This window comes from Sphingobium yanoikuyae (assembly GCF_034424525.1).
In the GTDB taxonomy this organism is placed as follows: Bacteria; Pseudomonadota; Alphaproteobacteria; order Sphingomonadales; family Sphingomonadaceae; genus Sphingobium; species Sphingobium yanoikuyae.
Map to the genome: position 1 here is coordinate 881531 of NZ_CP139979.1, position 25555 is coordinate 907085.

19 protein-coding genes are annotated in these 25555 nt (G+C 60.1%); 16 read left to right on the forward strand and 3 right to left on the reverse strand.

The window, feature by feature from the left end; translation table 11 throughout:
- Positions 1-106: 106 nt before the first annotated feature.
- From U0025_RS04100 to U0025_RS04145, 10 genes are all read left to right on the forward strand, one after another.
- On the forward strand, positions 107-3520 hold the full coding sequence (locus tag U0025_RS04100) for a response regulator (RefSeq protein ID WP_004211448.1): 3414 nt from the start codon (positions 107-109) through the stop codon (positions 3518-3520).
- Positions 3505-4380, forward strand: coding sequence for a CheR family methyltransferase (locus U0025_RS04105; protein WP_037491181.1), 876 nt, complete (start codon positions 3505-3507; stop codon positions 4378-4380). The genes U0025_RS04100 and U0025_RS04105 overlap by 16 nt, the downstream gene beginning before the upstream one ends.
- Complete coding sequence (locus U0025_RS04110) at positions 4370-6187, forward strand: response regulator (protein ID WP_004211450.1); 1818 nt, start codon at positions 4370-4372, stop codon at positions 6185-6187. The genes U0025_RS04105 and U0025_RS04110 overlap by 11 nt, the downstream gene beginning before the upstream one ends.
- Positions 6188-6512: 325 nt before the next feature.
- Positions 6513-7013, forward strand: coding sequence for a GNAT family N-acetyltransferase (locus U0025_RS04115; protein WP_004211451.1), 501 nt, complete (start codon positions 6513-6515; stop codon positions 7011-7013).
- A 254-nt stretch (positions 7014-7267) separates the two neighbouring features.
- Complete coding sequence (locus U0025_RS04120) at positions 7268-8107, forward strand: gasdermin (protein ID WP_004211452.1); 840 nt, start codon at positions 7268-7270, stop codon at positions 8105-8107.
- Positions 8108-8134: 27 nt separating this feature from the next.
- Positions 8135-9259, forward strand: a complete 1125-nt coding sequence (locus U0025_RS04125; protein ID WP_004211453.1) for an alpha/beta hydrolase — start codon at positions 8135-8137, stop codon at positions 9257-9259.
- Entirely contained in the window at positions 9256-10476 is a 1221-nt protein-coding gene (locus U0025_RS04130) for a caspase family protein (protein ID WP_004211454.1), read from the forward strand. Before U0025_RS04125 ends, U0025_RS04130 begins: the two co-directional genes overlap by 4 nt.
- A 13-nt stretch (positions 10477-10489) precedes the next feature.
- Positions 10490-12040 carry a hypothetical protein gene (locus tag U0025_RS04135; protein WP_147373618.1) on the forward strand — a complete coding sequence of 517 codons (1551 nt, stop codon included), beginning with the start codon at positions 10490-10492 and terminating at the stop codon, positions 12038-12040.
- 128 nt (positions 12041-12168) lie between these two features.
- Positions 12169-15411 carry a phosphorylase family protein gene (locus U0025_RS04140; RefSeq protein ID WP_004211456.1) on the forward strand — a complete coding sequence of 1081 codons (3243 nt, stop codon included), beginning with the start codon at positions 12169-12171 and terminating at the stop codon, positions 15409-15411.
- An 87-nt stretch (positions 15412-15498) separates the two neighbouring features.
- A complete protein-coding gene (locus U0025_RS04145; RefSeq protein WP_004211457.1) occupies positions 15499-15660 on the forward strand; it encodes a hypothetical protein in 162 nt (53 codons plus the stop codon).
- A 158-nt stretch (positions 15661-15818) separates the two neighbouring features.
- On the opposite strand, the gene U0025_RS04150 is transcribed toward U0025_RS04145, so the two are convergent.
- Entirely contained in the window at positions 15819-16187 is a 369-nt protein-coding gene (locus U0025_RS04150) for a hypothetical protein (RefSeq protein WP_004211459.1), read from the reverse strand.
- A gap of 373 nt (positions 16188-16560) precedes the next feature.
- Between U0025_RS04150 and U0025_RS04155 the strand changes: the two genes are divergently transcribed.
- From U0025_RS04155 to U0025_RS04175, 5 genes are all read left to right on the forward strand, one after another.
- A complete protein-coding gene (locus U0025_RS04155) occupies positions 16561-17274 on the forward strand; it encodes a trypsin-like serine peptidase (protein ID WP_004211461.1) in 714 nt (237 codons plus the stop codon).
- A gap of 19 nt (positions 17275-17293) precedes the next feature.
- Positions 17294-18631 carry a hypothetical protein gene (locus tag U0025_RS04160; protein ID WP_004211462.1) on the forward strand — a complete coding sequence of 446 codons (1338 nt, stop codon included), beginning with the start codon at positions 17294-17296 and terminating at the stop codon, positions 18629-18631.
- A 598-nt stretch (positions 18632-19229) separates the two neighbouring features.
- A complete protein-coding gene (gene istA / locus U0025_RS04165; protein ID WP_435569007.1) occupies positions 19230-20732 on the forward strand; it encodes an IS21 family transposase in 1503 nt (500 codons plus the stop codon).
- A complete protein-coding gene (gene istB, locus U0025_RS04170) occupies positions 20729-21592 on the forward strand; it encodes an IS21-like element helper ATPase IstB (protein WP_004211466.1) in 864 nt (287 codons plus the stop codon). The genes istA and istB overlap by 4 nt, the downstream gene beginning before the upstream one ends.
- A gap of 82 nt (positions 21593-21674) precedes the next feature.
- Positions 21675-22304 (forward strand): hypothetical protein, encoded by a 630-nt coding sequence (locus tag U0025_RS04175; protein ID WP_004211467.1) that lies wholly within the window; start codon positions 21675-21677, stop codon positions 22302-22304.
- A gap of 261 nt (positions 22305-22565) precedes the next feature.
- Here U0025_RS04175 and U0025_RS04180 read toward each other — a convergent pair whose 3' ends face one another.
- Positions 22566-23201 carry an NAD(P)H-dependent oxidoreductase gene (locus tag U0025_RS04180; protein ID WP_004211468.1) on the reverse strand — a complete coding sequence of 212 codons (636 nt, stop codon included), beginning with the start codon at positions 23199-23201 and terminating at the stop codon, positions 22566-22568.
- 11 nt (positions 23202-23212) lie between these two features.
- Positions 23213-24325, reverse strand: coding sequence for an endonuclease/exonuclease/phosphatase family protein (locus tag U0025_RS04185; RefSeq protein ID WP_004211470.1), 1113 nt, complete (start codon positions 24323-24325; stop codon positions 23213-23215).
- A 138-nt stretch (positions 24326-24463) separates the two neighbouring features.
- Here U0025_RS04185 and U0025_RS04190 point away from each other — a divergent pair, with 138 nt between their 5' ends.
- The gene (locus U0025_RS04190) at positions 24464-25297 is read left to right on the forward strand and encodes an IS5 family transposase (RefSeq protein ID WP_004211471.1); all 834 of its coding nucleotides are present in this window, start codon (positions 24464-24466) and stop codon (positions 25295-25297) included.
- Positions 25298-25555: the final 258 nt, after the last annotated feature.

Here is a 25555-nt window from a genome sequence, read left to right on the forward strand (position 1 = left end):
GTTGATCTCGATCAGCCCTGGCGCTCCGGCGCAAGGTGGCGCTTGCTTTCGTGCGGAAATGCCCCTTAGTCGGCACCTCCGTCACGGCAACGACAACAGGATGATAATGGGCAAGGCGAAATTTGGCTCCGTCAGCGGGCGCACGGATGCATGGGCGGCGCTGGGCCTGTTCCTCGGAATTGCCTTCTTCCTGGTAAGCGGCGCTGTCGCCTATCTCAATATTCAGGGCCTGGGCGAGAGCGACCGGGCGATCCGCCATACCCATAATGTGCTGATCGCGCTCGATGAACTGCTTTCGACCGCGCAGGATGCCGAGACTGGCCAGCGCGGCTATCTGCTGACCAGCGATCGCGGCTATCTGGAGCCCTATGAGAATGCGGTGGCGACCATGCCCGGCCGGCTCGATGCGCTGGCCAGGCTGACCCGCGACAACCCGACCCAGCAGAATAATCTCGCCCGCCTGCGGCGTCATGTCGATGCCAAGTTTGCCGAACTCAGGGAAACGATCGAGGCGCGGCGCAACCAGAGCATCATCCAGGCGCTGACGATCGTTACCACCGGCCGCGGCAAGCAGGAAATGGACGCCGTCCGGGCCCAGCTCGACACGATGGCGCGTGAGGAATTGCGACTGCGGGAAATCCGCCTCGCCGACATGGCATCTGCCTCGCAGACCGCGATCATGTCGGGCCTCGTCACCGGCCTTCTGGGCGTGGTGCTGACCATCGCCGTCTATCTGCTGGTACGCCGCAACAGCAAGGCGCGCGCGCGCCAGGCCTGGTTGCAGGCGGGGCATCTGGGGCTGGCCGACGCCATGCGTGGCGACCAGAGCGTCGAGCAGCTGGGGGAGGCGATCCTCGCCTTCCTCGCGCGCTATCTCGGCTTCCAGGGCGGTGCGCTGTTCAAGGGGGAGGAAGGCCAGTTCAACCGCGTCGCGACGCTGGGCGTGCCGGCCGACGCCGACATGCCGCAGCGCTTCGTCGCCAAGGAAGGGCTGCTCGGCCAGGTCGCGGCTGAAGGGCGGGCGCAGCTGCTGCATGACGTGCCCGATCATTATCTGACGATCGGCTCGGCCTTTGGCCGCGATCGTCCCCGCCATCTGCTGATCGTGCCGACCGTGACCGACGGCGTCGTCAATGCGGTGCTCGAACTGGGCGCCTTCGATCCGGTCGATGACCGTGTGCTCGAACTGTTGGAGGAAGCGAGCGCCGGCATGGGCATCGCACTGCGTTCGGCCCGTTTCCGCGCCCGGTTGCAGGACGCGCTGGAGGAAACCCAGCGCCAGGCCGAGGAATTGCAGGCCCAGGGCGAGGAACTGCGCGCCAATAATGACGAGCTGGAAACCCAGAGCCGCCAGCTTCAGGACTCCGCCTCCCGCCTGGAGGCGCAGCAGAGCGAACTGGAACAGACCAATGTCCAGCTGGAGGAGCAGGCCCGCCACATGCAGGCGCAGCGCGACGATCTCGCCCGTGCCCAGCTGTCGCTCCAGCAACAGGCCGCCGAGTTGGATCAGGCCAGCCGCTACAAATCCGAATTCCTCGCCAATATGAGCCATGAGCTGCGCACGCCGCTCAACTCGCTGCTCATCATGGCACGCCTGCTGGCGGAAAATCGTGCCGGCAATCTCAGCGCCGATCAGGTGCGTCATGCCGAGACGATCGAGACGTCGGGCAATGACCTGCTGACCCTGATCAACGACATTCTCGACATTTCCAAGATCGAGGCGGGCAAGCTGGAATTGCAGCCGCGTTCGGTGCGGATCGCGCCGATGCTGGACAAGCTGCAGGCGATCTTCGCGCCCTCGGCCCAGGCCAAGGGCCTGTCCTTCCGCCTCGCCGCCGGCGCCGATCCGGTCGAGATCGAAACCGATCCGCAGCGCGTCGAGCAGGTGCTGAAGAATTTCCTGTCCAATGCGATCAAGTTCACCGATCGGGGCGAGGTCGCGCTGACCGTCGGCCGGCATGCGGATGGCCGGGTCGCCTTCACCGTGCAGGACAGCGGCGTCGGTATTGCGGAAGCGCAGCAGAAGCTGATCTTCGAACCCTTCCGCCAGGCCGATGGCACGATCAGCCGCAAATATGGCGGCACCGGCCTTGGACTATCCATCTCGCGCGAACTGGCGCGGCTGCTGGGCGGCGAACTGCGCGTCGAAAGCCAGCCGGGCGAGGGCAGTGCCTTCTCGCTGCTGCTGCCCGATCGCTTCGATCCCGCGCTCAGCCATCTGCCCTCGATCAGCCTGGCCGAAGCGCCGCGGCCCCAGCCGGTGGCGCCCGCGCGCCAGCGTGTCGCCAGCCTGGTCGATACCCAGGATGATCGCGAAACCCTGTCCGGGGATTCGCGCCTGATCCTGATCGTGGAGGATGATCCGGTCTTTGCCCGCATCCTGTGCGACATCGCGCATGAACAGGGCTTCCAGTGCCTGATCGCCGGCACCGCCGACGAAGGCGCGCTGATGGCTCGGCAATATCTGCCCCATGCCGTGATCCTGGACATGAACCTGCCCGACCATACCGGCCTGTCGGTGCTCGACCGGATCAAGCGCGACATGCGCACCCGCCACATCCCGGTCCATGTCGTGTCGGTCGATGATGACAGCCAGGCGGCGCTGGCCAGCGGCGCGATCGGCTATCTGTTCAAGCCGGTGAAGCGCGATGCGCTGATCGACATGCTCGAAGGGCTGGAGGCGCGCATGGCTCAGCGCATGCGCCGGGTTCTGGTGGTCGAGGATGACGCCCAGCAGGCCGAGAGCATCAAGCTGCTGCTCGCTTCGCGCGAGGTGGAGACGCTGGAGGCCCATTCGGCCGCCCAATGTTTCGAGATGCTGGGCCGCGAGACCTTCGACTGCATGGTGCTCGATCTCAACCTGCCCGATGCGTCCGGTTTCGATCTGCTCGAACGGTTGAGCGCGGACGACAGCGTCGGCTTCCCGCCAGTCATCGTCTATACCGGCCGCGACCTCGGCGCGGAGGAGGAACTGCGCCTGCGCCGCTATTCCAAGTCGATCATCGTCAAGGGCGCCAAGTCGCCCGAACGGCTGCTCGATGAAGTGACGCTGTTCCTGCATCAGGTGGTGTCGGAATTGCCCGAACCCCAGCAGCAGCTGATCGCCCGTTCGCTCAGCCGCGACGAGGCGCTGGAAGGCAAAAATATTCTGGTTGTCGAGGACGATATACGGAACGTTTATGCCCTCACGAGCATTTTCGAACCCCATGGGGTTCATGTCCGTATCGCACGCAATGGCCGCGAGGCGCTTGTCGCGCTCGAAGAGGCAGCGCGCGCCGAGGCGCCCAAGGTCGATCTTGTGCTGATGGACGTGATGATGCCCGAAATGGATGGGCTGACCGCGATGCGCGAAATCCGCAAGCAGGGCTGGGGCGTGGGCCTGCCGATCATCGCGCTCACGGCCAAGGCGATGGCGCAGGACCAGCAGGAATGCCTGGCCGCCGGTGCCAACGATTATCTCGCCAAGCCGCTCGACGTCGACAAGTTGCTCAGCCTGGTGCGTGTATGGATGCCGCGCTGATGGAAGAACATTTCGGGCCGCGGGACGAACTGGAGCTCGACCTGCTGCTCGAAGCCATCTTCCGCCATTATCATTACGACTTTCGCGGCTATTCGCGCGGATCGCTGCATCGCCGGCTGGCCCGTGCCCAGCATCAGCATGGCTGCGACAGCCTGTCCCAGCTTCAGCATCTGCTGCTGCGCGATCCCGCCGTATTCGCCGACCTGATGGGCTTCCTTACCATCCAGGTGAGCGAGATGTTCCGTGATCCCGCCTATTTCCGGGCATTGCGCGAGCAGGTCGTGCCGCATCTCAAGACCTATCCCTCGCTCAAGGTATGGATCGCCGGCTGCGCCAATGGCGAGGAATTCTACTCGCTCGCGATCCTGTTCCGCGAGGAAGGGCTGGAGGATCGCACGATCTTCTACTGCACCGACATCAGCCCGGCCGCGCTCGAAAAGGCGGAAGCGGGCATCTACGCGATCGATCGTCTGCCGCAATTCAGCGAAAATCATCGGCTCGCGGGCGGGAAGGCCTCGCTGTCCGATTATTATACTGCCGCCTATGGCGCTGCCGTCTTCGACAAGACGCTGCGTCGCCGCGCGGTCTTTGCACAACATAATCTGGCGAGCGACCAGGTCTTCGGGGAGGTACAGCTGGTGTCCAGCCGTAATGTGCTCATCTATTTCGATCGCGAATTGCAGGACCGCGCGCTTGGCCTGTTCGGGGAATCGCTGGTCCGCGGCGGCTTCCTGGGGCTGGGCTCGAAGGAAACGCTGCGCTTCTCGCGCTATTCCGATGGCTTTGCTGATTTCGACGAGGGCGAGAAAATCTATCGCCGCAACCTGCAGGAGCTGAAGGCGCTCGACCATGCAGCCTGAGCCCACCAAGATCCTGGCGGTCGACGATGTCGAGGAAAATCTGACCGCGCTTGAAGCGCTGCTGGCGGACGAGGGCGTGACCCTCATCAAGGCGCGATCGGGCATGCAGGCGCTCGAACTGCTGCTGGTGGAGGATGTCGCGCTGGCGCTGCTCGACGTGCAGATGCCGGGTATGGACGGGTTCGAGCTGGCCGAACTGATGCGCGGCACGGAACGGACCCGGCGTGTGCCGATCATCTTCCTGACCGCCGTGGCGACCGACGAGCGGCGCCAGTTTCGCGGCTATGAAAGCGGCGCGATCGACTATCTGTTCAAGCCGGTCGATCCCCATATCCTGCGGCACAAGGTCGCCTTGTTCGTCGAACTGTTCCAGCAGCGGCAGGAACTGGCGCGGGAACGTGACAGCCATGCCGCGGCCCTGGCCCGCATCCAGGCCCATGGCGACAACAGCCCGTTGGCGATCGTGGAAATCGACGCGCAGCGCCATGTCGTCGCCTGGTCCAAGGGGGCGGAACGACTGTTCGGCTGGCGTGCGGCAGAAGTGGCTGGTTTTGGTGCGTCCGAACTCAAATGGCTGGACGACAGCCAGCGCGGCGACTTTGCCGGCCTGATGGACGAGATGATCGCCGGCACCGTGCCGCGCACCAACCGCTTGCTGCGCTTCCATACGGCCGAGGGCCTGACCCTAGATTGCGAATGCTATTGCTCGGCGCTGCGCGATGCCGCTGGCCGGCTCTTCTCGATCAGTCTGCAGATCCTCGATGTGACCGAACGCAAGCGGGCGGAGGCGACGCAGAAGCTGCTGATCGGCGAGCTTAATCACCGGGTGAAGAACACGCTGGCGTCGGTTCAGGCGATCGCCACCCAGACCTTGCGCCATTCGTCCGGCCCGTCCGATTTTGCCCCGACCTTCATCGGTCGCATCCATGCGCTGGCCAGCGCCCATTCGCTGCTGAGCGGCGAAACCTGGCAGGCCGCGCGGCTGGGCGATCTGATCGAGGGGCAGGTGACGATCGGCGCGATCGATGGCGAGCGTTTCCATTGGAACGGGCCGGAGGTCGACTTGCGGCCCGAACCGGCGCTGCACCTGGCGCTGGTGCTGCACGAACTGGTGACCAACGCCCATAAATATGGTGCGCTGTCGGCCCCGGCCGGCCGTGTCGAGCTGGAATGGCGCCTGACCAATGACCAGTTGGTTCTGGATTGGCGCGAACGCGGCGGTCCGCCGGTCGAACCGCCCAGCCGTCGCGGCTTCGGCACCGCGCTGATCGAACGCAGCCTGCGTTCCGATGGCGGCAGTGCCCAGCCCCATTACGGCGCCGAGGGCATGGGATGGACGCTGACGCTACCCTATGCCTCCAGCCCCCGCCTGCGCAAGAAGGCGCGTCCGGCGCCCCGCGAACAGGGCGCGAGCGCCAGTGGCAGTGACGGCAAGGCGCATCTGGGCGGCCGCCGCCTGCTGCTGATCGAGGACGAGCCGCTGGTCGCCTTCGAACTGGCCGCGACGCTGGAGGATGCGGGCGGCCATATCGTCGGGCAGGCTGCGACTGTGGCCGATGCGCTGGCCCTGATCGATCAGGCGGAATGCGACCTGGTGCTGCTTGACGGCAATCTCCAGGGTGAGGGCGTGGAGCAGGTTGCGCGTGTCCTGGCGGACCGGGCCATGCCCTTCCTGTTCGTCAGCGGCTATGGGCGCGATCATCTGCCCGAAGCGTTTGATGCGGTGCCGGTGATTGAAAAGCCCTTCAAGGTCGCCGACCTGATCGACGCTATTGCCAAATTGACGGTGTCGACAACCCGGAGGTGATACGCGCTTGAAGTCAGGTCCGAGGGCATACCGAACCAGGTTCGCTATGCCCTCTGTCGGTCTGCGGTCCGACGGGCATGGCAAGGAAGCAGAACGCAAAAACCCCGGACTTCCGATGGAAGTCCGGGGTTTTTCTGCTTACCGTCCCGAACCGAAGTCCGGGCGAATAAATTGGTCGGCCTTCGTGTTGTCCTATAGAACTTTGTGTTCGGTTCCAAGCGGCGACCTTCAGGTGAGAATGGAGGAAATCCGCCGCGATGAACACGGATGGCTGCGGGCAGCATGATCGTCGCGCTCAACTCGACAATCGCTTAGGAAAAGCCAAATGTTGATTCGCAACGACAAGGTTGGTGACGATCCGGCTATCCGTCGCGTCGTCACCGACGCTTTCAAGATGCTTGCCCAGTCCACAGGAGCCGAAGCGGCCATCGTCGAGAGACTGCGGGACGATGACGCGCTCGTCCTCTCGCTCGTTGCGGAGGATGAAGGCGAGATAATCGGCTTTCTGGCCGCCTCAAAAGCACGGGCGGGGAAGCAGGACGGCTGGGGTCTGATCGGTCCGCTTGCGGTTCTGCCCTCAAGGCAACGTCAAGGTATCGGGTCGGCCCTGATGGCGGAAGCCCTTCGCCAACTCCGTGCGTCGAGCAGGGGCGCGGCGCTGGTGGGCGATCCCATCTACTACAGCCGGTTCGGCTTCCGGGCTTTTTCCGGTCTGGGCGTGGCTGGCTGTCCCCCCGAGGTAGTCCAAGCCTTGCCATTCGACAGCGTCGAGCCTCACGGAGAACTTATCCATCATCCGGCGTTCGGACTGGATCAGCAGGAGTGAAGGAAAGTTGGGCTGCCGGCGAGAGGTGGTCCGAATCGAGGAAATTCGCATCCTGAAAATGTGATGGCAAAGCGCCACATTGGCGCACCTCGATCTCATCACTCCATTCGACGAAAAAATTCTTTGCCAATTTTCTCTGCAGAAGTGTCCCCAATAATAGGGCAGAATAGACGTCCAGAATGATTCCATATCGATTCTGAGGGGCATTTCCAGGACAGTCGATCGGCCGGTGGCATGAACCGTAGGGGGCTTCGATGGGTATTTGTTCAGACCGTTCGGTTAATTATCTGAAATCATTGAATCTCAATGTAGTATTGCATCCTCTCGAAGATTTGGAGCCTCTGGCCCTGCTTGGAGAATATAAAGGTGCTCGCGGAATCATTGGTACGCTGAGTCAGCTTACCGAAGAACAGGATGGCAACCTCCCGAAGATCACATCGGGCGAAGCCGCCAACATCAACGGGCAGAAGAGCAGCAAGCTGCCCATTGAGCTTGGACTCGATATACTCGGCAACATCATCGGTGCCATGGGCGGAAATCTTGGCGTGAAAGCAGCCTATGAGCGCGCCAGCAAAGTCGAGTTCAGTTACGCCGGGGTGACACGCCACCGCGCTAATACGATCGAGATCGGCGATTATCTGGAGGCGTCGAAGGTGCGGTGGGATCATCCGATCCTGAAGAAATATCTGTTCGGTAAGGGGCGTCTTTACATACTCACTGAGATTGTGACGTCAAAGAAGCTGGGGGTCACAGCTTACAACCACGATAATAGCAGCATCAAACTGGAAGTGCCCGTGATCAAGGAGTTGGTCGGTGGCTCGCTATCGGTTGGCAAGGAGACGGAGACGACCACGACCGTCACATACGAAGGCGATAAGAATCTCGCCTTCGGTTTCGTGGCGATCGAGCTTTCCGCCGGTGATCGTGGTGACGATGGTGAGTTTGATCTCGTTTTCCGCCCGGTGAAGGCCGGTACGGTCAGCTTTGGTGTCGGCGCGGGGCAAGGTGTCGTGTTCGCTGATTTTGAAGGTGCGCTTCCAGAACTCAAGACGGTCGATCCGGCAGAACTCGGCGAAGGTGAACTGATCGCCTGACCAAGCAAGAGGCGGGATAGCTAGAAAATGACCCAATTGGTGTTCGTGCATGGCGTCGCTACGCGGCAAACCCCGGCATATGCAGCAGAAGTCCAGCTCCGTGATGATCGGTTCCGCAAGCTTGCTCTCGGAAAAGAGGCGGGCATTCGCAACCCCTTCTGGGGAGACTTAGGCGCGTCCTTCGCATTTGGGGAGCAATGCCTGCCGCGCAGCGGCGACTTGCCGACGCCGTTCAGTCTCGGGGGAGGCAGTGAGATACCTGGCGCAATCGGTGGTGTATCGATCGCAGAGATTGCGGCCGTGGATTTTCCAGCTGCGGTGGACACGCTCTACGCAGTGCTGATCGAAACCGCAGCGACGCAAAACCGCCAACTCGATCCCGAAGAGTTTTCGGAAATGCAGGCCGCCGCCGCCTATGCCGAGGTCAATACTGCCCCGACTTGGGTCAAGCCCGACATGACCGACGCGGCTTTTATCGACGCCTTGCGAGAGCGCCTTCAGCGCGAGCCTCCTGCTGCCTATGGTCTGCTCGATCGCCTGAAGGCGGCGGCCGGCACTGTCCTGGATCGCGGCAGGAACCTGGTTTCATCGGGCGTTCTTGGGCTTACCCGCGACAAGCTCAACCCGATGGCAGCTAGGTTCATCGGCGACGTGTTCGTCTATCTACGTGGCGGGGCTGTTCGAGCCGACATTCGCCATCGGGTGGTAGCAGAATTACTCGCCGCGCGGGCCGATGCAACCGCAAAGGATGAGCCGCTGGTGGTTGTCGGTCATAGTCTGGGCGGGGTCATCCTGTACGATCTCCTGACAGATCCAGCCGGTGCCGGACTACCAGACGGCTTCGCTATCGACGTGCTGCTGACTGTGGGATCGCAACCCGGTTTCTTTGAGGAACTCAAGCTGTTTGCGGCAAGCGAGAAGTCGATTCCGTCGCCTGGCCGTACGCTGGCAGCAAAGCCGGCAGCGGTGGCTCGTTGGTGGAATGTCTATGACCCTGTCGATGTCCTTAGCTTCCGTTGCCAGGGTATCTTCGATGGCGTCGAAGATTTCATGTTCAGTTCGATGACCGGCGTGATCGATGCCCATACCAGCTACTTCATGCGTCCTCGCTTCTTCGAGCGTCTGCGGTCGCGACTGCAGGCGCTTGCATGACGCTTATCTACCAACGGCAGGTCAATGGTCCGGCAACGCATGCTTTGATCATCGGAGTCGGCGCCTATCCAGACGCCAAGATGGACAAGTTCGTGCCCGGCACCACGCCCGAATTGCTCAAGGACGTGCGCGACCTTCCTAGCGCCGCCGCGGGCGCCGCCGCATTCTGCGACTGGCTGATTGGCGAGGCCGCGCTTGAGCAGCCGCTTGCTTCCATCGAAATGCTGTCTAACGGCCCGGCGCCGGCCCATAGTCACTATGACTGGCTTGGCCGTGTCCCGCCAGTTCAAGTAAACGACAATGCGCCTAATGACCCGCGCGGCAATCCTGCGGTCGGCGTGCCGAACACAGCCAATGTCACTGCTGCCGGCACCCAATGGCTCGCGCGGCTGAATGCCGTAGCTGGAAATGTCGGGATCGTATTCATCTGCGGCCACGGCGTCGCCGTGACCTCGCAACCCTTTGTGCTCCTGGCTGATCTGAATCAGAATCCGATCAATCCGTGGGGAGCATTCATCAACATGTACGACCTAGGGGTCGGCCTCAAGCAGGCACCCAATGTGTCCGCTGCGTATCTTTTCGTCGATGCCTGCGGTGAGATGGTAACGGACTTGTATGTCCAAAACCCTGGCGTCGGTGCGAAGTTCATTCGTTCCAATCCATTTGTCGGGGGCACTGAAAAGGTCACGCTGATGGCGGCGGCCGCGAGCAGCTATTTCACCTATGAAGACAGCCCGGCAACGGGAGGTCGTTTTACGCAAACCTTGTTGAGCGCACTTCGTGGAAAATCCGCGCGCAACCCGTCCGGAACCGCGCAATGGGGAGCCTATCCCATCGCGATTCATGAGGATTTGAAGAGCATCTATTCACTTGAGCAACGTTGGCAGCGGCAACCTTTCGAGCCTGTGTCGCCGATGCTACCGACCACGACTGCGGCGATTGTGACCTATCCTGAACCACCGCACGTGACGGTCAATGTGGTGCTCGACCCGACACAGGCGCTTGGGATCGGGACCGTGAGTATCCGGGACCCGCAAGGCGCAACGTTGCACACTTGTCCTGGGACGGGCGCGGACAGTTGGCTTCAGCCGATGCGCGCGAGCATCTATCCGCATTTCGTCAGCGCGTCGTTCACAAACGGTAGCGGCTATCGCGATGTCGAGCAGGTGTTCTGCCCCAATCGGTCGCTCTATCATCATCTGGTCAATGTCCGATGAGTGGAGGCAGCGCTTGAAAACCGTGTCCTTTCTGGCGCCACCCGACGCTGCCGCTGCCCGTATTCGGATTCTGGGTCCGGAGGGTGAGATGCAACTCGAAAGGCGCGGCGTCGGCTCTGAGAGCATGACCACCCCCTCGAATCGCGAGGTGCTGATCCAGGGCGCGGTTCCCGGTGCCTATGCGGCTGTCATCGAACCGCTCGGCGAGGCGCCGACCTTCTATTCCTTCGTGGTCGATGACCTTACCGACAGAATTGACGCGCCAGCGCTATCGGAGCTTTCCGCATCATCGGTTTCCAGGGACTGGCTCGAGCAGTTTTCCGGCAGCGTCTGGTCGAAGCCCGTTGACGGTTTCTCGACGACAGGATCGCAAGCACGGGAGATGCGCACTGCCTCTCCACGGGGTGATGACGACAGTGAGGCTGGTGCGGGGTTCGACGACATTGATGACCATGTCGATTTGAGTTCACCTTCCGGAGATGCGAACAAGTCTGCGTTGGTGGACGACAGCCAATCGGCTCTTGGGCGTGAAGACACAAGCGCGCCTTTGCAGCCACGCCGTTTTTCGATTGGTCTCTCGGTCGATACAAGGCCGATGGGCTATGGTGGTTGGCGGCCTTATGTCGGACCGTGGCCGCTCGCTTTCTCGAACGCGCGTGATCGTGCTGCTTCCATTAATCGCGATACCGTGCTTGAGAATGTTACAAGTGCGCGGCTGTACATCGAGCGCGATAACATCACGCTCATGTCCAGTAACGGCGACGCGAGAGGAATGCCCTTGCCCGCCGACGGCGCGCGGTTGAGGCTATCCATTTCTATCGAAGGGTTACGAGTTGAGCGGACGCTAGTGCCGCTGTTCGCTGGTGGCACGACTGTCGAATTTGCGTTGGACCCGTCAGGAGGGTTGCTGCTTGACGTTGCGCCAGTCGACCTGGAGAAACAGTCGCTATCCAGAGCCCTGTCCTCGGCGGTCGGTGCCGAGGGGCAGGGCATCTGGAGTGACTTTACCAGGCGCACGCCGGTCGCAGCCTATATTTCAGGGGATATTCCCGAAGATCCGTGGACAGTAATCTTGGCGATGCTGTGCGCCGTTCGTTTCCCAAGCATCGATGAGCGCGAAGCACTTCAATGGGCACCGGAATTGTCCAGGCAGTTTGCCTGGATTCCCGATAGTCATGTTCTTCTCGCCCGGGGTCTGCTCATAGGGGCTGCGCCGGAGGATAGGGTTGGTGCGGCTTCTGAAGCCTTGCGTGCTCTGTCGACCGCCCGCCGGCTCGGTGCCCCTTATTTCGCCTACTCCAATACTTTGCTTGGCGACATGCTGACTGCGTTGCGCGACGGTGCTCCAGAGGCGGAACAGAGAACTCAGGCCACCAAGGAAATGGGATATTGGTCCCGGCATCTCCCACATCAGCGCGCTGCCGGTTCGTCGTTCAGTTGGGTCATGTCGAGCGGCGCGCGGTCCCGCGGAGGGCTGGATGAACGGTATTCGAGCATTCTTGCATTCGGCTCGGTGGATGCAAGTACTCTCACTATCACGCCAGTCGTCAAGCCCATCGACTAGACTGCGTTGTGCGGCCGGTTCCTAACCATAGCCCAAAATTGTCTGTCAGTCTTGGGACTAACATACGCAAAGCTGAGCGAAGCGCACAAAAGCCGAAAATTCGTCGAAATATAATGAGGGGGAACTACGTGACGCGAGCCAAGTACGATTTTGCAGTCATTGTTGCACTGAGTGAAGAAGCCGAATATTTTCGTGATTATGTCCCGTGCGGCGATCCGTTCGTGGTCGCCGGCTATTCGGCTTGGCCCATCGTCGAGGAATCATGGGATGCCTTCGGGAAAGGCGTCCTGATACTGTCTGGAAAGATGGGTTTCGAACGCGCACGTGCCTCAACTGCGGCCGTTATTGAAGAGCTGAAGGTGCGCTTAGTCGCCAATATTGGGATCGCGGGGCGAGTTGCCGACTGGCTGTCGATCGGCGACGTCGTCGTCCCACGCGATGTTTTCGATTTCACGCAGGGCGGCAAGATCGGCGGCGATCCGGTTCAGGCGGAGTTCAAACACCGCCCTTCGCAAAAACACGTAGGCAGCGATCTCGTCAACCTCGTCGAGACCCACCTTCAGAAAGATTCAAAGCGGATTGCAGCTTTGAATTCCGCGCTGAAGAAGCGGTTCACGAACCCCGCTTTGTGGCCTGCCGGGGCGATCAAGGTTGTGGTGCAGCCGTTAGCCTGCACACCTTTAGTCGTAGCGAACGAAGAGTTCCGTAAATCATTCGCAAAATCTCATAGCGACATTGCAGCGCTTGAGATGGAGTCAGCCGGTGTCATGACGGCGCTCGAGAAGACCGACATCGAATTCTTGAGCGTTCGCGGCGTCTCTGATGGCGCCGACTTCCATAAATCTGAGCTGGAACTGAATTTCGGTGACGAGAATCGGCGATTTGCACTCACTACCGCCTGTGCTGTGCTTGAGTCGATCCTAACCCTTCGCGTTGATCAGAAAGATGCACATGCGCCGGGCGCGGGCATCTATGTGTTTAATCCGGACCAACCCCTCCCGCCGTCCATCATTCGAGACATCGCTCTTAACGAGCCGCTTTTTTCTAAACTCGTCCAAGGGTTGGACCTCGAGCAAGTGGTCAACCCCATCGCGGCGATCAGCCGCCATCTGCGATCCAACGATTATCGGGAACCGATCGTACTTCTCGGCGGCAAGGGCGCTGGCAAGACGACCTTGATGGGACTCATCCAAGCCGAAGCATCCCGATCAATCCAAGATGAAGAAATTCCAGGGTGCAAATCGATCTCGGTGCGCATCAGCGATCTGGAGAGTTGGAGCAACGGAAAATTAGATGCAGAACGAACCCGCAATCGGGTTGTGAGCGCTTGCCAAAGGCTCAACAACATCATTGCGGACACAGCGGGGCCAGTTGTCGTCCTCGTCGACGGTCTTAATCAAGCGGGTTCCCATCGGACGCCACTGATTGCGGATCTCGTCAAGGAGGCGATCCGACACCGGGGCGTCAGACTCGTGATCTCGACCGAAAGCGAGGTCGAATTACGCGACCTGATCGGCCGACTTCCGCTCAACATTGAGGCGGCGTATCGGATTGTTCCGCTCGCAGTCGATCATAAAGATGCTGCAGCATTGGTTGACGATTTTGCAATGATTTGGGGTGCTAAAAATAGCAAAGAAGCAAACACGGTCTTATCAGATATGAAAAGAAAGGACGTGTTATCTATTGATCTATTCTTACTTTCATTATTTTTCGGGCCATTCCGGACATTCACATACCGGGATTTGACATCGTTGTCGCAATGCTACGAACTATATTGTAAGGGGGTGCTGGCCGATGGTAAGGATCCTGGCGAGGACATGCCAGATGCGAATTTCAATGCGGCGGCGGAAATCGCGTATGATATTCTCATCAGCCATGCCAGCAGCTATGCAGATTTGAATGAGCGTAACACTGCCAAACTGGTATCTTGCCACTCCTCTATTACAAGCTTCCTCGTCGCGCAGCACATCATCAATACCTTGCGCAAGGCAAAAGTCTTGGGCAAGCGCGCTCAGATAACGCCACAGCAACTTGCAAAAAAGATCAGTTATGTATTTCCCGCTGATGTTAACGGCTTTACCAAGCAGATAATGCTGTCGGATACCAAGATTGAGCGTGACGTAATCGAGGTCATCAAATCCAAGTATCGCCAGATGCCCACGCTAGGTAAATCCCATTTTGCGTATCTCGCTGGCCGGGTCAGAAAGGACAAGGCAAGCGAGATGCTTGATCTGCTGGGAAAAATAGACAGCGACAAGCACAGGGCGCCGGGTCCATGGCCCCTTGAAGCCAGAATGCTCCGTCGAAGTATCTTCATTAGTCGCAGTATGCTGCACAATCATGATAAAATGCACCATCCGAACGAAGCTGCCATCCAATATGCGAGTATTTTGCTATCCGACATTGATGAAGCCGAATTCAATCGTGGCTTTCACCTAGAATATTACGGTGATGCTGAATTCGATCCGGACGGATACATGGCAAGTCAAGGCAATGGTTTGCTTCCTTGTAACAAGACATTCACTAAGCTGATGGAGCGGATCACCGCCAAACCGAACGATCTTCCTCCCCTTATAGAACTGCTGACTGTCCTATCACTTGTCCAGGTTCGTAACGTCAATGGAAGACTGCGCAAATCACATCGGGCAGCGGTCCTAGCTTTACTGAACGGGCCGCAATTGCAGGATCGCCACCTGCTGCCGCCTAATGTCCGCGGTTATATCGAACGGGTTGCCGAAGATCTCGACATGGAGGAGTTTCGCCTGTCAACCGTGTGCGACGAATGGACCGGACTCGCCAAGATCGAGCGGACGGGTTGGCTCCGGCGACGCCGGGATGCGCTCGGAGAGCATAAGGCATTCTGGAACGAGATTCGTATCGAGAGCGTAGCCGAACATCTAGTCGGGGTGTTGGGGTTGGCCGAAATCTTTTTGCGATCCGATCCAGAGGGAGAGGAGAAATATGACAAGCGCAAAGTTATCGAGATGATCCTCGTCCACGACCTCGCGGAGTCTCGTCTAGGCGATCAACTTCCCAAGTATAACGATCCAAAACTGGAGGAAATCGCTATATGGAAGTATGGAGCGTTCGAGACCTACAGGGGGATCGGCGACCTCTGGCGGGTTCCGCTCCTTTTGCAAGAATTCAATGAGGGGGAGACGGTCACTGCCAAGATCGCAAAAGATCTCGATCGTCTACAGTTCATTCTGCAGGCGCGGGCCTACGCTGCGGGAATGTCAGAAGAGGAACGGCAGGCGTGCGAAAACGCGAGCCAGAATATTCGTACTAGCACGGTCCGGGCTATCGAGAAGATCGTCAAGGGTCCGTTGCCGCCGCCGCGTTTTGCGCCTCCGATTGCGAGGTTAGACTAATGTTAAACCAGATCTCTGGCTCTCGAGCCCTAGATTCTGATACTACCAAGAACGCCAAACTGAGTTCTTCTGACTAGGGTTTCCGAGATGAGCCTACCTGTCGTATACCAGCCGAGCATTGCTTCCGAAACTGACGGCACGATGCGCTTCCTGCTCCAGGTGATTGCCATTTGGAGTGAATCGAAGAAGCCGGATATCGCAGAAATGGACGAATTTTGGGAGTTTTTTCGGGCTATCATTGTACGTTAGTGCCGTCTGCAGCTGAGGGCTAATCCTAACACTCAAATTGGCGGGGTCATCGCCAGGCCTATTCGGTCATAGTTGGGAACGCCGAGCGATGCTTCATCCGGAGAGGGCTGGGTGTCTCATAGCGCCAACATGACCATCTCAACGGCAGTGAACGGCTATTATCGCGCCAATCTCGAGGCTCGCCGTCGTTCAGCTTGGCGCATCAGTGCTGGATCGATTTCTGGTTTGTTCCAGCGCGCTGCCGGCCCCAGCGTGACGAGATCCTCTGGATAGGTCAGGAACGTATACACTTTGTTGGTGATCTCGATCATAAGCTGTTTCATCTCAGCGTCGGAGATACGAGAGAGCTCGGTCCAGTCAATTTCCCCATACGGAGTTACAACTTTGACGTCGCTATAGTCCCCGGTCGCGCTGTCTGGCACAGTGCCAGCATGGAGCGTCTCCAGAGCCGTATTTCTTACGCATTGTTCCACGAGCGCAAAAGTAAAGCGAGTTTTTTCGCTGTCGGTTAGGGTGTCGTTGGGCATGAGGTGCTCCCGTAATGGCGCCTTGCTTTCAGCAGTGATGCTATACCCGACGACCTGTGACCGTATTAATCGATGATTTTCGAACGTATTGAAAATAGCAAAGAGAAAGTCCGCTTCTCTAGCCTGGATGACAGGGGCAAGCAAACTTACTCGCCCCGGCGGGCCCGCGCGGCTCGGCGTGGCAGCTCGCGACCCCGATCAAGCCATTCACTTTGCCGGCTACTAACAGCGTCTCGCGCCGGAAGCGGACACTATACTCTAACCGATCGACTGGGTAGTAAGATTCCGGTAGAAATAGAACTACGAGCCGATGCTGATTTCTTGACAAAGATAATTACGAGCGCATGCTGTTGAAGTTGCGTGGGGGTGCGGCATGATCGACGAGGCTGTTGGGACAGGAAAATTCACCGAGTTGGCGCCGCTCGACGCGCCGCCACCCCCGCCGCGGCGGCTGGGGGACCTTCTCAAGTCTATATTCGGCACTAAGCGCAGTCGTGACGATATTCCGAATCCGCAACTGGAACCAGCGCGTTCGATCGCCTTTCTTTGCTTTTACGTGAATGGCCGGTTTGTGGGGTCGGCTACAGGTTTCTTCGTAAAGCCCGATGTCGTCGTGACGGCTGCTCACAACATCTTGATGGCAAAGCCCACGGCGGTCGGCGCTTTTGCGGGCTACGACGCCAAGCGGAACCCTGTTCAGTCTGTCTCGGCGAGCCGCTGGGCTTGGGACGCGCAGCGAGACTTTGCGGTTTTGATCACTGCACCATCGCCGGCGTCCGGCCTCCAGCTCAATGGACGGCCGACCGCCAAAGTTACCCTGGCGGGCTATGCCTTTGGGTACTTCGGCCAACTTACTGCCGGAGTGGGGGCCGCGAAGACTAGCGGCGACAAGCTCCTCTACGCCCTACCGGCGGACAAGGGCGACAGCGGCGGGCCGATTTTCGCGGGAGCCTTCCCGACAGCCGTCGTAGTCGCCCTCCACACCGACAGTTTCGACACAGGCAACCCCTTCGAGGCAGGAGGAGAGTTGGCCGACCAGCAGATGATCGCACGGATCGCATCGCTCGAGGCGCAGGCGCGCACCTGAACTTAAGACGGGGGAAGAAATGAAGAAGATTGCATTCGGAACCGCGGCGTTGGGGATGATGCTGTCGGGTTGCGCCAATGGCCTCCCGGGCTTGCGCCCTCTAACATACCAGCAGCCGGCGGACACACGGCTCATAGTCAGCTACGCGCCGTGCCCACACCTCTCGAAGCAGGGAAAAAACTTCGCCCCGATCGTTGCCGCCGTCCTTCTAGGGGCCGCGACTAAGACGCTCGAGAACTTCGGAACCGCTCTCCAGAAAGGCTCCGAGGGTGGCAACCTCCCCGCAAGCAATGCGAGCGTGAACTTTGAGCTCTACAGCGGCGACCTCCCGCAGTGCCTGATCGCGATCCGAGGCAAGTTCGAGGCCACCGAGAAGCTGAAGACGAAGATCGCTATGCCGGCGGTCGATCCAGTGACGGTGAACGGCACTGCCGTTCCGAGCATCTTGGTCCGCGACGTCAATGGCTCTAAGGTGACAGGAGTGCTACCCGACGTGTACGAGTTGGCGCACTACGTGGAGATCGCGATCAGCCCCTCACATAACCAGACGGCACTCACCTTCACACCCGCATACACTTGGATCGCTAAGTCGATGGACGGCGGGACAAGCGGCTCTCGCGGCCTCTCGATCGCGGTTAAGTTCAGCCGCCCGGGCGGCCAAGACACGGGCAGCGCCGTGCTGATCGAGGACCGCACGATCGGCAAGCAGCAGACATACCAGCCGCTGTCCGACGGGCGCTTCCCGCACGAGGCTTCGTGGTTCGCGACGATCGGCACGAACAGCGGCACTGGCGGCGCGGTCGGCCGCGCCAACACCCAGGCTGACGCGGCGCCCGCGGCTCAACCTGGCAGCGGAACCGGACAGGCGACGGGCCAGGCACCTGCGGTTGCGCCCCAGGCGCCAACGCTGGCGCCTCCAAAGCCTGCTGCGGGCGCGCCGATGCTAAACGAGCCGTTCCCGTTCACCGCCACTGTCACCGTCGTCGAGAGTCGGCCGACCAAGGAGTTCGTAGCCTTCGTGGCCGGCGTCTTCGCAGCGGCGCGCCCGGCGATCGACGCCCGGCTCAAGGAGGAAATAGATCCCGCCACGCAGCTTGCCAGCCAGAAGACCGCGCTGGACAATGAGGGCGCCTACGGCGACGCACTGGCTAAGGCCAAGGTCGCATTGCTGAATTATTGCGCGCTAGATGCGGCGAGCAAAATTTCAGACCGAATATCGCAGTCCGGAGCCACTCGCCAACTGCAAGCAGCCGCGAACAAGGCGGCGTTAACTGCCGACTACTCGCCACCGTTCACGACGCTCGCCATCGTGAGCGATGGCGTCCCGAAAACAGTGAATCCAGACACCTGCCAGTAAGAATGACCGGGGCGGCCAAGTCATTCGAAGGGCAGCCCTAGACAAATAGCAAGCCTGAAGCCCTTCCGGGAGAAGGGAAGCGATCCGACTGGGTAGCAGTTTCTGTGAACCGCAGAGGGCTTTCTCGTTTATTGGCCCTTGTCCCATGATCATCGAACGTCCGGTTCGCCTGCAACCCGACGTTCGCCGCCAGTCTCCTGAGTGGCGGCAATGTCCGCAATCTCGACCAAAATTGAATGTCTGCTCCCGAGCGCGAAAAACACTGTCGAACGGCGAAAATTTGGGGCAAGCGCCCTTCCTTGTGTTCGGATCGCCTGTCGGGCAGGGCTACTCTCATCATGATAGAGTTCCATGCCCCTGCCGCAGAGACTCCGGAGCTGGGGTTGTCACCCTTGTTGCGCGGCGACTGACAGGATGCGAGCGTAGCGACAATCAAGATGAGAATCGGTTGTTGGGGTGTCGGTGAAGGGCGGAGGGCGTAGCCCGAAGCCCGTAGCCGAGACCCCAACAACCGATGGCCCTTTAATGGAGGAGCCGCAGATCGTCGGGGCCGACCCAATATTCATTGGCATATCCAGATTGGAGGGAGATGCCGTGAGTGCCGGGTTGCCAAGTCAACGATCATCAAATGAGGCTTTTCATGAAATTGCGACAGACCAACCCGGTCCCGGTGGCTGCGGCGAAGGCCGGGTTCAGCACCGCGACGGGCTACCGGATCGCGAGCGATCCGGTGCTTCCTTCACACCGTAAAGCGCCCCGCGGCCGACGGCGACCTGATCCGTTGGAATCGATCTTCGAGAGCGAGATCGTACCAATGCTGAAGGCGGCACCTGGCTTGCGGGCGGTGGCGATCTTCGAGGAGATGCGCCGTCGCCATCCCGATCTCGATTTTGGGGTTCGCCGCACGATGGAGCGTCGTATCCGTGCCTGGCGGGCCGTTCATGGCCCGGAACAGGAAGTGATCTTCCGCCAGACTCATGAGCCGGGGCGAATGGGCCTTTCGGACTTCACCGACATGAGGAGCCTCAAAGTCACGATCGCGGGTGCGCCCCTCGATCACCTGCTTTACCACTTCCGCCTGGTGTGGTCAGGCTTCGAACATGCCCATGTCATCCTGGGCGGCGAGAGCTATGTCGCATTGGCTGAGGGGCTGCAGAACGCGCTTTGGATGCTGGGCGGCGCGCCGGGCGAACACCGCAGCGACAGTCTGTCGGCCGCGTTTCGCAACCTTGATGCCGATGCCCGTGCGGACTTGACCACACGCTACGACGCCTTGTGCGAACATTATGGCATGACGCCGACCCGCAACAACCGCGGCATCGCGCATGAGAATGGCAGCGTCGAAAGCTCCCACGGCCATCTCAAGGCGGCGGTGGAGGATGCGCTGGCGATGCGTGGATCGACCGACTTCGAGGACATCGCGGCCTATCGCAGGTTCATCGACGAGATCGTTGCCCGAAAGAACCGGCGCAGTGCCGCCCGCATCGACACCGAAAGGGCAACGCTCAAACCGCTACCTGATCGTCGCACCAGCGACTACGAGGAACATATCCTTCCCGTCACCTCGTCCAGCACCTTCGTTCTGCGCAAGGTGTTCTACACGGTGCCGTCACGGTTGATCGGGCATCGACTGCGTGTGCGCCTCTACGATGATCGGCTCGATCTGTTCCTGGGCGGCAGTTATCTCATGACCCGGCCACGCGGTCGCCCGAAAAGCGCTACCGAACATGGCTATGTGGTGGATTACCGTCACGTGATCCATAGCCTCAGGCGTAAGCCGATGGCCCTGCTGCAGCTGACCTATCGCGACCAGTTGTTCCCGCGCGAGGCGTACAGGCTCATGTTCGAACGGCTGCTCGAAGCCATGTCCGAGCGTGACGCTTGCCGCAAGATGGTCGAGTTGCTGTCCATGGCCCATGAACGGGCCTGCGAGGCCGAGCTTGCCGATCTTCTCGCCCAGGACCTTGACGAAGGCCGGCTGCCTGACATCGCCGCGTTGCGAACGCGCTTCTCGCCCGATCCGGCCGCGCTGCCCGAGGTGGTGGTCGAGCTTGGCCCCCTGACCGACTACGATGCCCTGCTGCTGGGAGAGGCCGCATGACCAAGGCCCATAACGTCGATGCCCAGCGCCTGAGCTTCATCCTCAACGAGTTGAGGCTTCCTGCCATCAAGGTGATCTGGCCCGAGTTTACCGAACGTGCCGACAAGGAGGGCTGGCCCGCCACCCGACTGCTCGCTGCACTTACCGAGCATGAAATGGCCGAACGTGACCGGCGTAGGATCGAACGTCATCTGAGCGACGCACGATTACCACCGGGCAAAACGCTCGACAGCTTCGCCTTCGACGCCGTGCCGATGGTCTCGCGGGCGCAGGTCACGGCCATGACCTCGGGCGACGGATGGCTGGAAAAGGGCGCCAATCTCATCCTGTTCGGCCCGCCGGGCGGAGGAAAGAGCCACTTGGCGGCAGCCATCGGCCTGCAACTTGTCCAGAATGGTTGGCGCGTGCTGTTCACCCGCACGTCCGAGCTGGTCCAGAAGCTTCAGCTCGCGCGCCGCGAACTGGCGCTCGAATCCGCCATCGCCAAGCTCGACAAATACCACCTGCTCATCCTGGACGACCTCGCCTATGTCGCCAAGGATCAGGCTGAAACCTCCGTGCTCTTCGAGTTGATCAGCGCACGCTATGAGCGCCGATCCATGCTCATCACGGCCAACCAGCCCTTCGGCGAATGGAACCGGGTCTTCCCGGATCCCGCCATGACGCTCGCGGCCGTCGACCGTCTCGTTCATCACGCCACCATCTTCGAGATGAATGTCGAGAGCTATCGTCGCAGGGCCGCCCTCCAGCGACAGACAGGGGCTGGAAGGACCCCAAAATACGCGACAATCAAATCCATCGAGAAAATGTCGATCAGCGACAATCAGAGCGAAGAATCGCCCTTGCCAGCGACAATCTAACCCGGCACCATGAACCCGCCGCGACAATCTGTTCTCATCCTGATAGTCGCTGACCTCTCACCCAGATCGTCGCGCTATACCCTTGTATCGCGCCGCTGTCCTAACCTTGCGACACCTGATTGATGTCGGTCCGATCGGACTTACGCCGAACAAGGCACTGAAGCGCTACTTTGTCACCTGGGCGGCCGGAGCTTTCTGCTGGCCCGGCTACACTGCCGATGAGCTGTACGCGATCAATAAAGTTCTGAACGAGCATGACTTTCCGCCGCTGGTTTTGCTCCATGATCTGCTACTGGCGGCAAAGCTTGCCCGCCACCGGAAGGGCTTTCTGCACATCACCAAATCAGGAAGGGACCTGCTGGACCATGGAGGAAGCCTGTGGATCACCCTATCGCAGCACCTCCTTCTTACCGCCGGACACGACGACATGCTGGAGATCGAATGGGTTTCGGTTCTGCATGCGTTGAACGTCGAGGCCCATGAAGGAGTCACTGACCGGCGCTTCGCCTCGCGGCTGATGGGGGCTGACGAACAGGATTATCATTCCAAATCGCTCATCTATGTGCATGTCCTTCGTCCGCTAAGTTGGCTGGGGCTGTTACACGAGACACGCCAAAGCCAATCGGAACGCCTCTTTAAGAAGACAGGGCTCTGGCCCTTGGCGTTGCGTTTCGAGGAGAGCGCAGCGCTGCCTCCGCCCACCAGGCATTGATCCTGACGCTCGACATCGGTGATCGACAACTGGAAGGGGATTCCACCGCGCGGATAACAATCCTGCCGCGCCGCAGCTGGCCTCCAGCGGAAGGTGCGGCAACCAGCTGGGCTGCCGTCGAACCACGTCGGACGCTAGACCTAGATCGTTGATCCCTAGGTGTGCACAATCCGGTTTTGCGACAGGTGTCGACCACGAGTTGCGCTAGCAGAGTGCCTTCATGTCGCGCCACGCCGAGCCTGGCGAGCCTGCCGGGGCGAGTCAGTTTGCTTGCCCCGGCCAGCTTGGAAGATCGGCCGTTAGCTTTGTAGCGCGTTTCAGGGCCGAGGCCGATGCCGCGAGCCGTTCAACCTTTCCCCGCCAGGCAGCGATATTCTTCTGCACGCCGCCGTGGCGGACCGGCCCAAATTTGGTGATGCGAACGGGCTTGAATCCGCAGAAGCCCAGAATCTGGCCGCGCCAGCGGCGCACGACAGCGTTGCCGTAGGCGAGCCAAAGATAGAAGGCTGGTGTATCCGTCGTAATGAGGACATCGGCCGAGCGTCCTGCCAGAAGCCGGTCCCAGAAGGGATCGTCCTTGTGATAGCGAAACGCAAAGCCGGGCAGCAGAACCCGATCGATCAAACCTTTGAGCTGCGCAGGCTCGCTGCCCCACCACATCGGAAACCCGACCACGAGATGATCGGCAGCCGCGATGGCGCCGCCGATCCGTTCCAGATCGAGCTCCCAACCCTGGACTTCTTTGTAGCCGCGCCGCAGGTTCGGCTCGAAATCGAGATCCCGCACCGCGATGCGCTCAACCTCTACCTGGTCGCCAAGCGCAGCCTGATAGGTATCGAGCAGATGGCTGACGAAGCGGCCAGAGTCAGGATGTCCGTCAAGGATGAGCACTCGCATAGCTGACTCCGTCAAAGGTCGATATCAGCCCACAAGGCAGCATGGTCGGACCCTGCATCGGCTGCCCTGCTGACTTCGGGATAGGCCTCCCAGCGCTTCGGTCGCGATCCTGGCCACATGCCGGTGCGGTACACGCCGCCTGACCGCACGCGTTCAAACAGCGAAGGCGACAGCAGTATATAGTCGATCTTATTGGCCGCGTTGCACAGACCATAGGTGCCAGGATAGCCGCCATCGTCGAACGCCGGGTGGGTGAAGATGTCCGCCAAATCTGTGTCATGGAGCAGTGGAGCGAGTGGTGCGCTCGATGGCGTGTCGTTGAAGTCGCCGATGATAGCGACATAGCGCGCACCATTGTCGATCAGCCCTCTATAGATTTCGGCGATCCGCTCGGCTTGCGCCTTGCGTTTGGCGTCGGACGCTGCCTTGCCGCCATAGCCCTTACTCTTGAGATGGTTGACCAGCACCAGAAGTGTCTCACCGTTCGGAGTCGTTACCTCGAATTGCGGGCAATCGCGTGAAAAGACAGGTTGGCCGTTCGGCAGCTGGTCGTCGACGCGGCTGCACATTGTGCCGATCGGATAGCCCGTGCGGCTCATCAATCCGACGTCAATGCCCCGCTCGTCATTGCCGTCGATCAGCATGACATGGCGAAACGGCGTGCCGCCGAGTGCCGGCAGGATCTCCGTGTTGAACGCTGACAGCACCGGGCGGCTTTCGGCCTCGATGACACCGAGCACGTCGGCTTCCAGGTCCATCATAACCCGCGCGGTGTTCCGCATCGCATGTTCGTTGACTGGTTCGTCGCGGAGTTCCAGCGAGCCCACCCAATCGGCGCGTCCGTCCGCCTCGATCACGACGCCACCGTCCTTGGGGCGTCGCAACAAGCCGCCGCGGTTGCGTCGCAAGATAACAAACGGGCCTGTGTCGGATTTCTCAAGGCCGAGGTCACGCATCAGCTCGACCATCCGGGTTTTGTCGGCGGGAGCATAGGTGACCTGACCAAGAAGCCCGTTGAGCGTGGCGAACTTCTCCAATACCGGGCGGCCTTCTTCCCAGCTGTCGAGGTTCATTGCCTTGGCACGATCGAACAGGTTTTCGACGTTATAGACAGCAAGCTTCATGGTTTTTCTCCCTTCGCTTGAGCAATTTACTCGATTACTGTTGCGGGCGCGCGACGAACATGAGAGCCCGCCCCGAAAGTTGTTGAGCAATACCAGCATGTTGTGATTCACGCCGTCCTGCGAGAGATGGAGTGATCAATGACATGGACTGATATTGCCCGGCAGGAGCATAGCCGGAAAGGATTGCGCTATTCCAGTGATATGACGGACCGTGAGTGGTCTTTGGCCGAGCCGTTCATCCCGCCGGCCAAGCGCGGGGGTCGTCGTCGGACGACAGACATGCGCGAGGTGGTGAATGCCTTGCTTTACATAGCAGCAAGCGGCTGCGCCTGGAGGCTTCTGCCCAAATGCTTTCCGCCGGTCTCGACGGTGCAGCGCTATTTCTACGCTTGGCGCAACACCGGTTTGCTCGAGGCCATGAACACGGTGCTGGTGATGAACCTGCGCGAGATCGAAGGGCGCGAAGCCTCGCCCAGCGCCGGTGTGATCGACAGCCAGTCAGTGAAAACCACCGAAAGCGGCGGCCCTTGCGGGTATGACGCGGGCAAGAAGATCAAGGGCCGGAAGCGGCATATCCTGACCGACACCTGCGGCTTTCTCATCTTCATCCTGGTCCACACCGCCGACATCCAGGACCGCGACGGTGCCGTCGATGTCCTCAAGGCCGTGCGCAAACGCTTCCCGTGGCTACGCCATGTTTTTGCCGATGGGGGCTATGCTGGTGACAAGCTCCGTGCAGCCCTCTCCAGATCGGGAGCCTGGACGATCGAGATCATCAAGCGTTCGGACAAGGCAACGGGCTTCCAGGTTCTCCCGCGGCGGTGGGTCGTCGAACGGACCTTCGCATGGCTTGGCCGATGCCGCCGACTTGCCAAAGACTGGGAAACCACCATCGCATCGTCCGCCGCTTGGGCGACGATAGCCTCCATCCGCATGCTCACCCGCAGAACTGCAAGGTATTGCTACGTTTGAGGAACTTCTGAGTCAGGCACTGAGAGCCAATGTTCAATGGCCTTCGCTGGTATATGGAATATCCGCGCTGCGTCCCAGGAATAGCCAGTGCGCGCTCTTCGGCAATGCGGTTTCCCCGCCAAAAGTCAGATTGACCGAATAATAATTCGAACCATGATCAGGTGATTAAATTCCGTTTCGACGATGCCGGGGGGCAAACAACCGAGCGGTATCCGCGTCAATTTCTGCGGTGACCTGCGAAATGGGACGGAGATTATC

Coding starts and splice junctions, on each gene's coding strand:
- U0025_RS04190 (WP_004211471.1), top strand. CDS start 24,464: ATGACATGGACTGATATTGCCCGGCAGGAGCATAGCCGGAAAGGATTG.
- U0025_RS04110 (WP_004211450.1), top strand. CDS start 4,370: ATGCAGCCTGAGCCCACCAAGATCCTGGCGGTCGACGATGTCGAGGAA.
- U0025_RS04185 (WP_004211470.1), bottom strand. CDS start 24,325: ATGAAGCTTGCTGTCTATAACGTCGAAAACCTGTTCGATCGTGCCAAG.
- U0025_RS04130 (WP_004211454.1), top strand. CDS start 9,256: ATGACGCTTATCTACCAACGGCAGGTCAATGGTCCGGCAACGCATGCT.
- U0025_RS04115 (WP_004211451.1), top strand. CDS start 6,513: ATGTTGATTCGCAACGACAAGGTTGGTGACGATCCGGCTATCCGTCGC.
- istB (WP_004211466.1), top strand. CDS start 20,729: ATGACCAAGGCCCATAACGTCGATGCCCAGCGCCTGAGCTTCATCCTC.
- U0025_RS04125 (WP_004211453.1), top strand. CDS start 8,135: ATGACCCAATTGGTGTTCGTGCATGGCGTCGCTACGCGGCAAACCCCG.
- U0025_RS04105 (WP_037491181.1), top strand. CDS start 3,505: ATGGATGCCGCGCTGATGGAAGAACATTTCGGGCCGCGGGACGAACTG.
- U0025_RS04145 (WP_004211457.1), top strand. CDS start 15,499: ATGAGCCTACCTGTCGTATACCAGCCGAGCATTGCTTCCGAAACTGAC.
- U0025_RS04120 (WP_004211452.1), top strand. CDS start 7,268: ATGGGTATTTGTTCAGACCGTTCGGTTAATTATCTGAAATCATTGAAT.
- U0025_RS04155 (WP_004211461.1), top strand. CDS start 16,561: ATGATCGACGAGGCTGTTGGGACAGGAAAATTCACCGAGTTGGCGCCG.
- U0025_RS04180 (WP_004211468.1), bottom strand. CDS start 23,201: ATGCGAGTGCTCATCCTTGACGGACATCCTGACTCTGGCCGCTTCGTC.
- U0025_RS04160 (WP_004211462.1), top strand. CDS start 17,294: ATGAAGAAGATTGCATTCGGAACCGCGGCGTTGGGGATGATGCTGTCG.
- U0025_RS04150 (WP_004211459.1), bottom strand. CDS start 16,187: ATGCCCAACGACACCCTAACCGACAGCGAAAAAACTCGCTTTACTTTT.
- U0025_RS04100 (WP_004211448.1), top strand. CDS start 107: ATGGGCAAGGCGAAATTTGGCTCCGTCAGCGGGCGCACGGATGCATGG.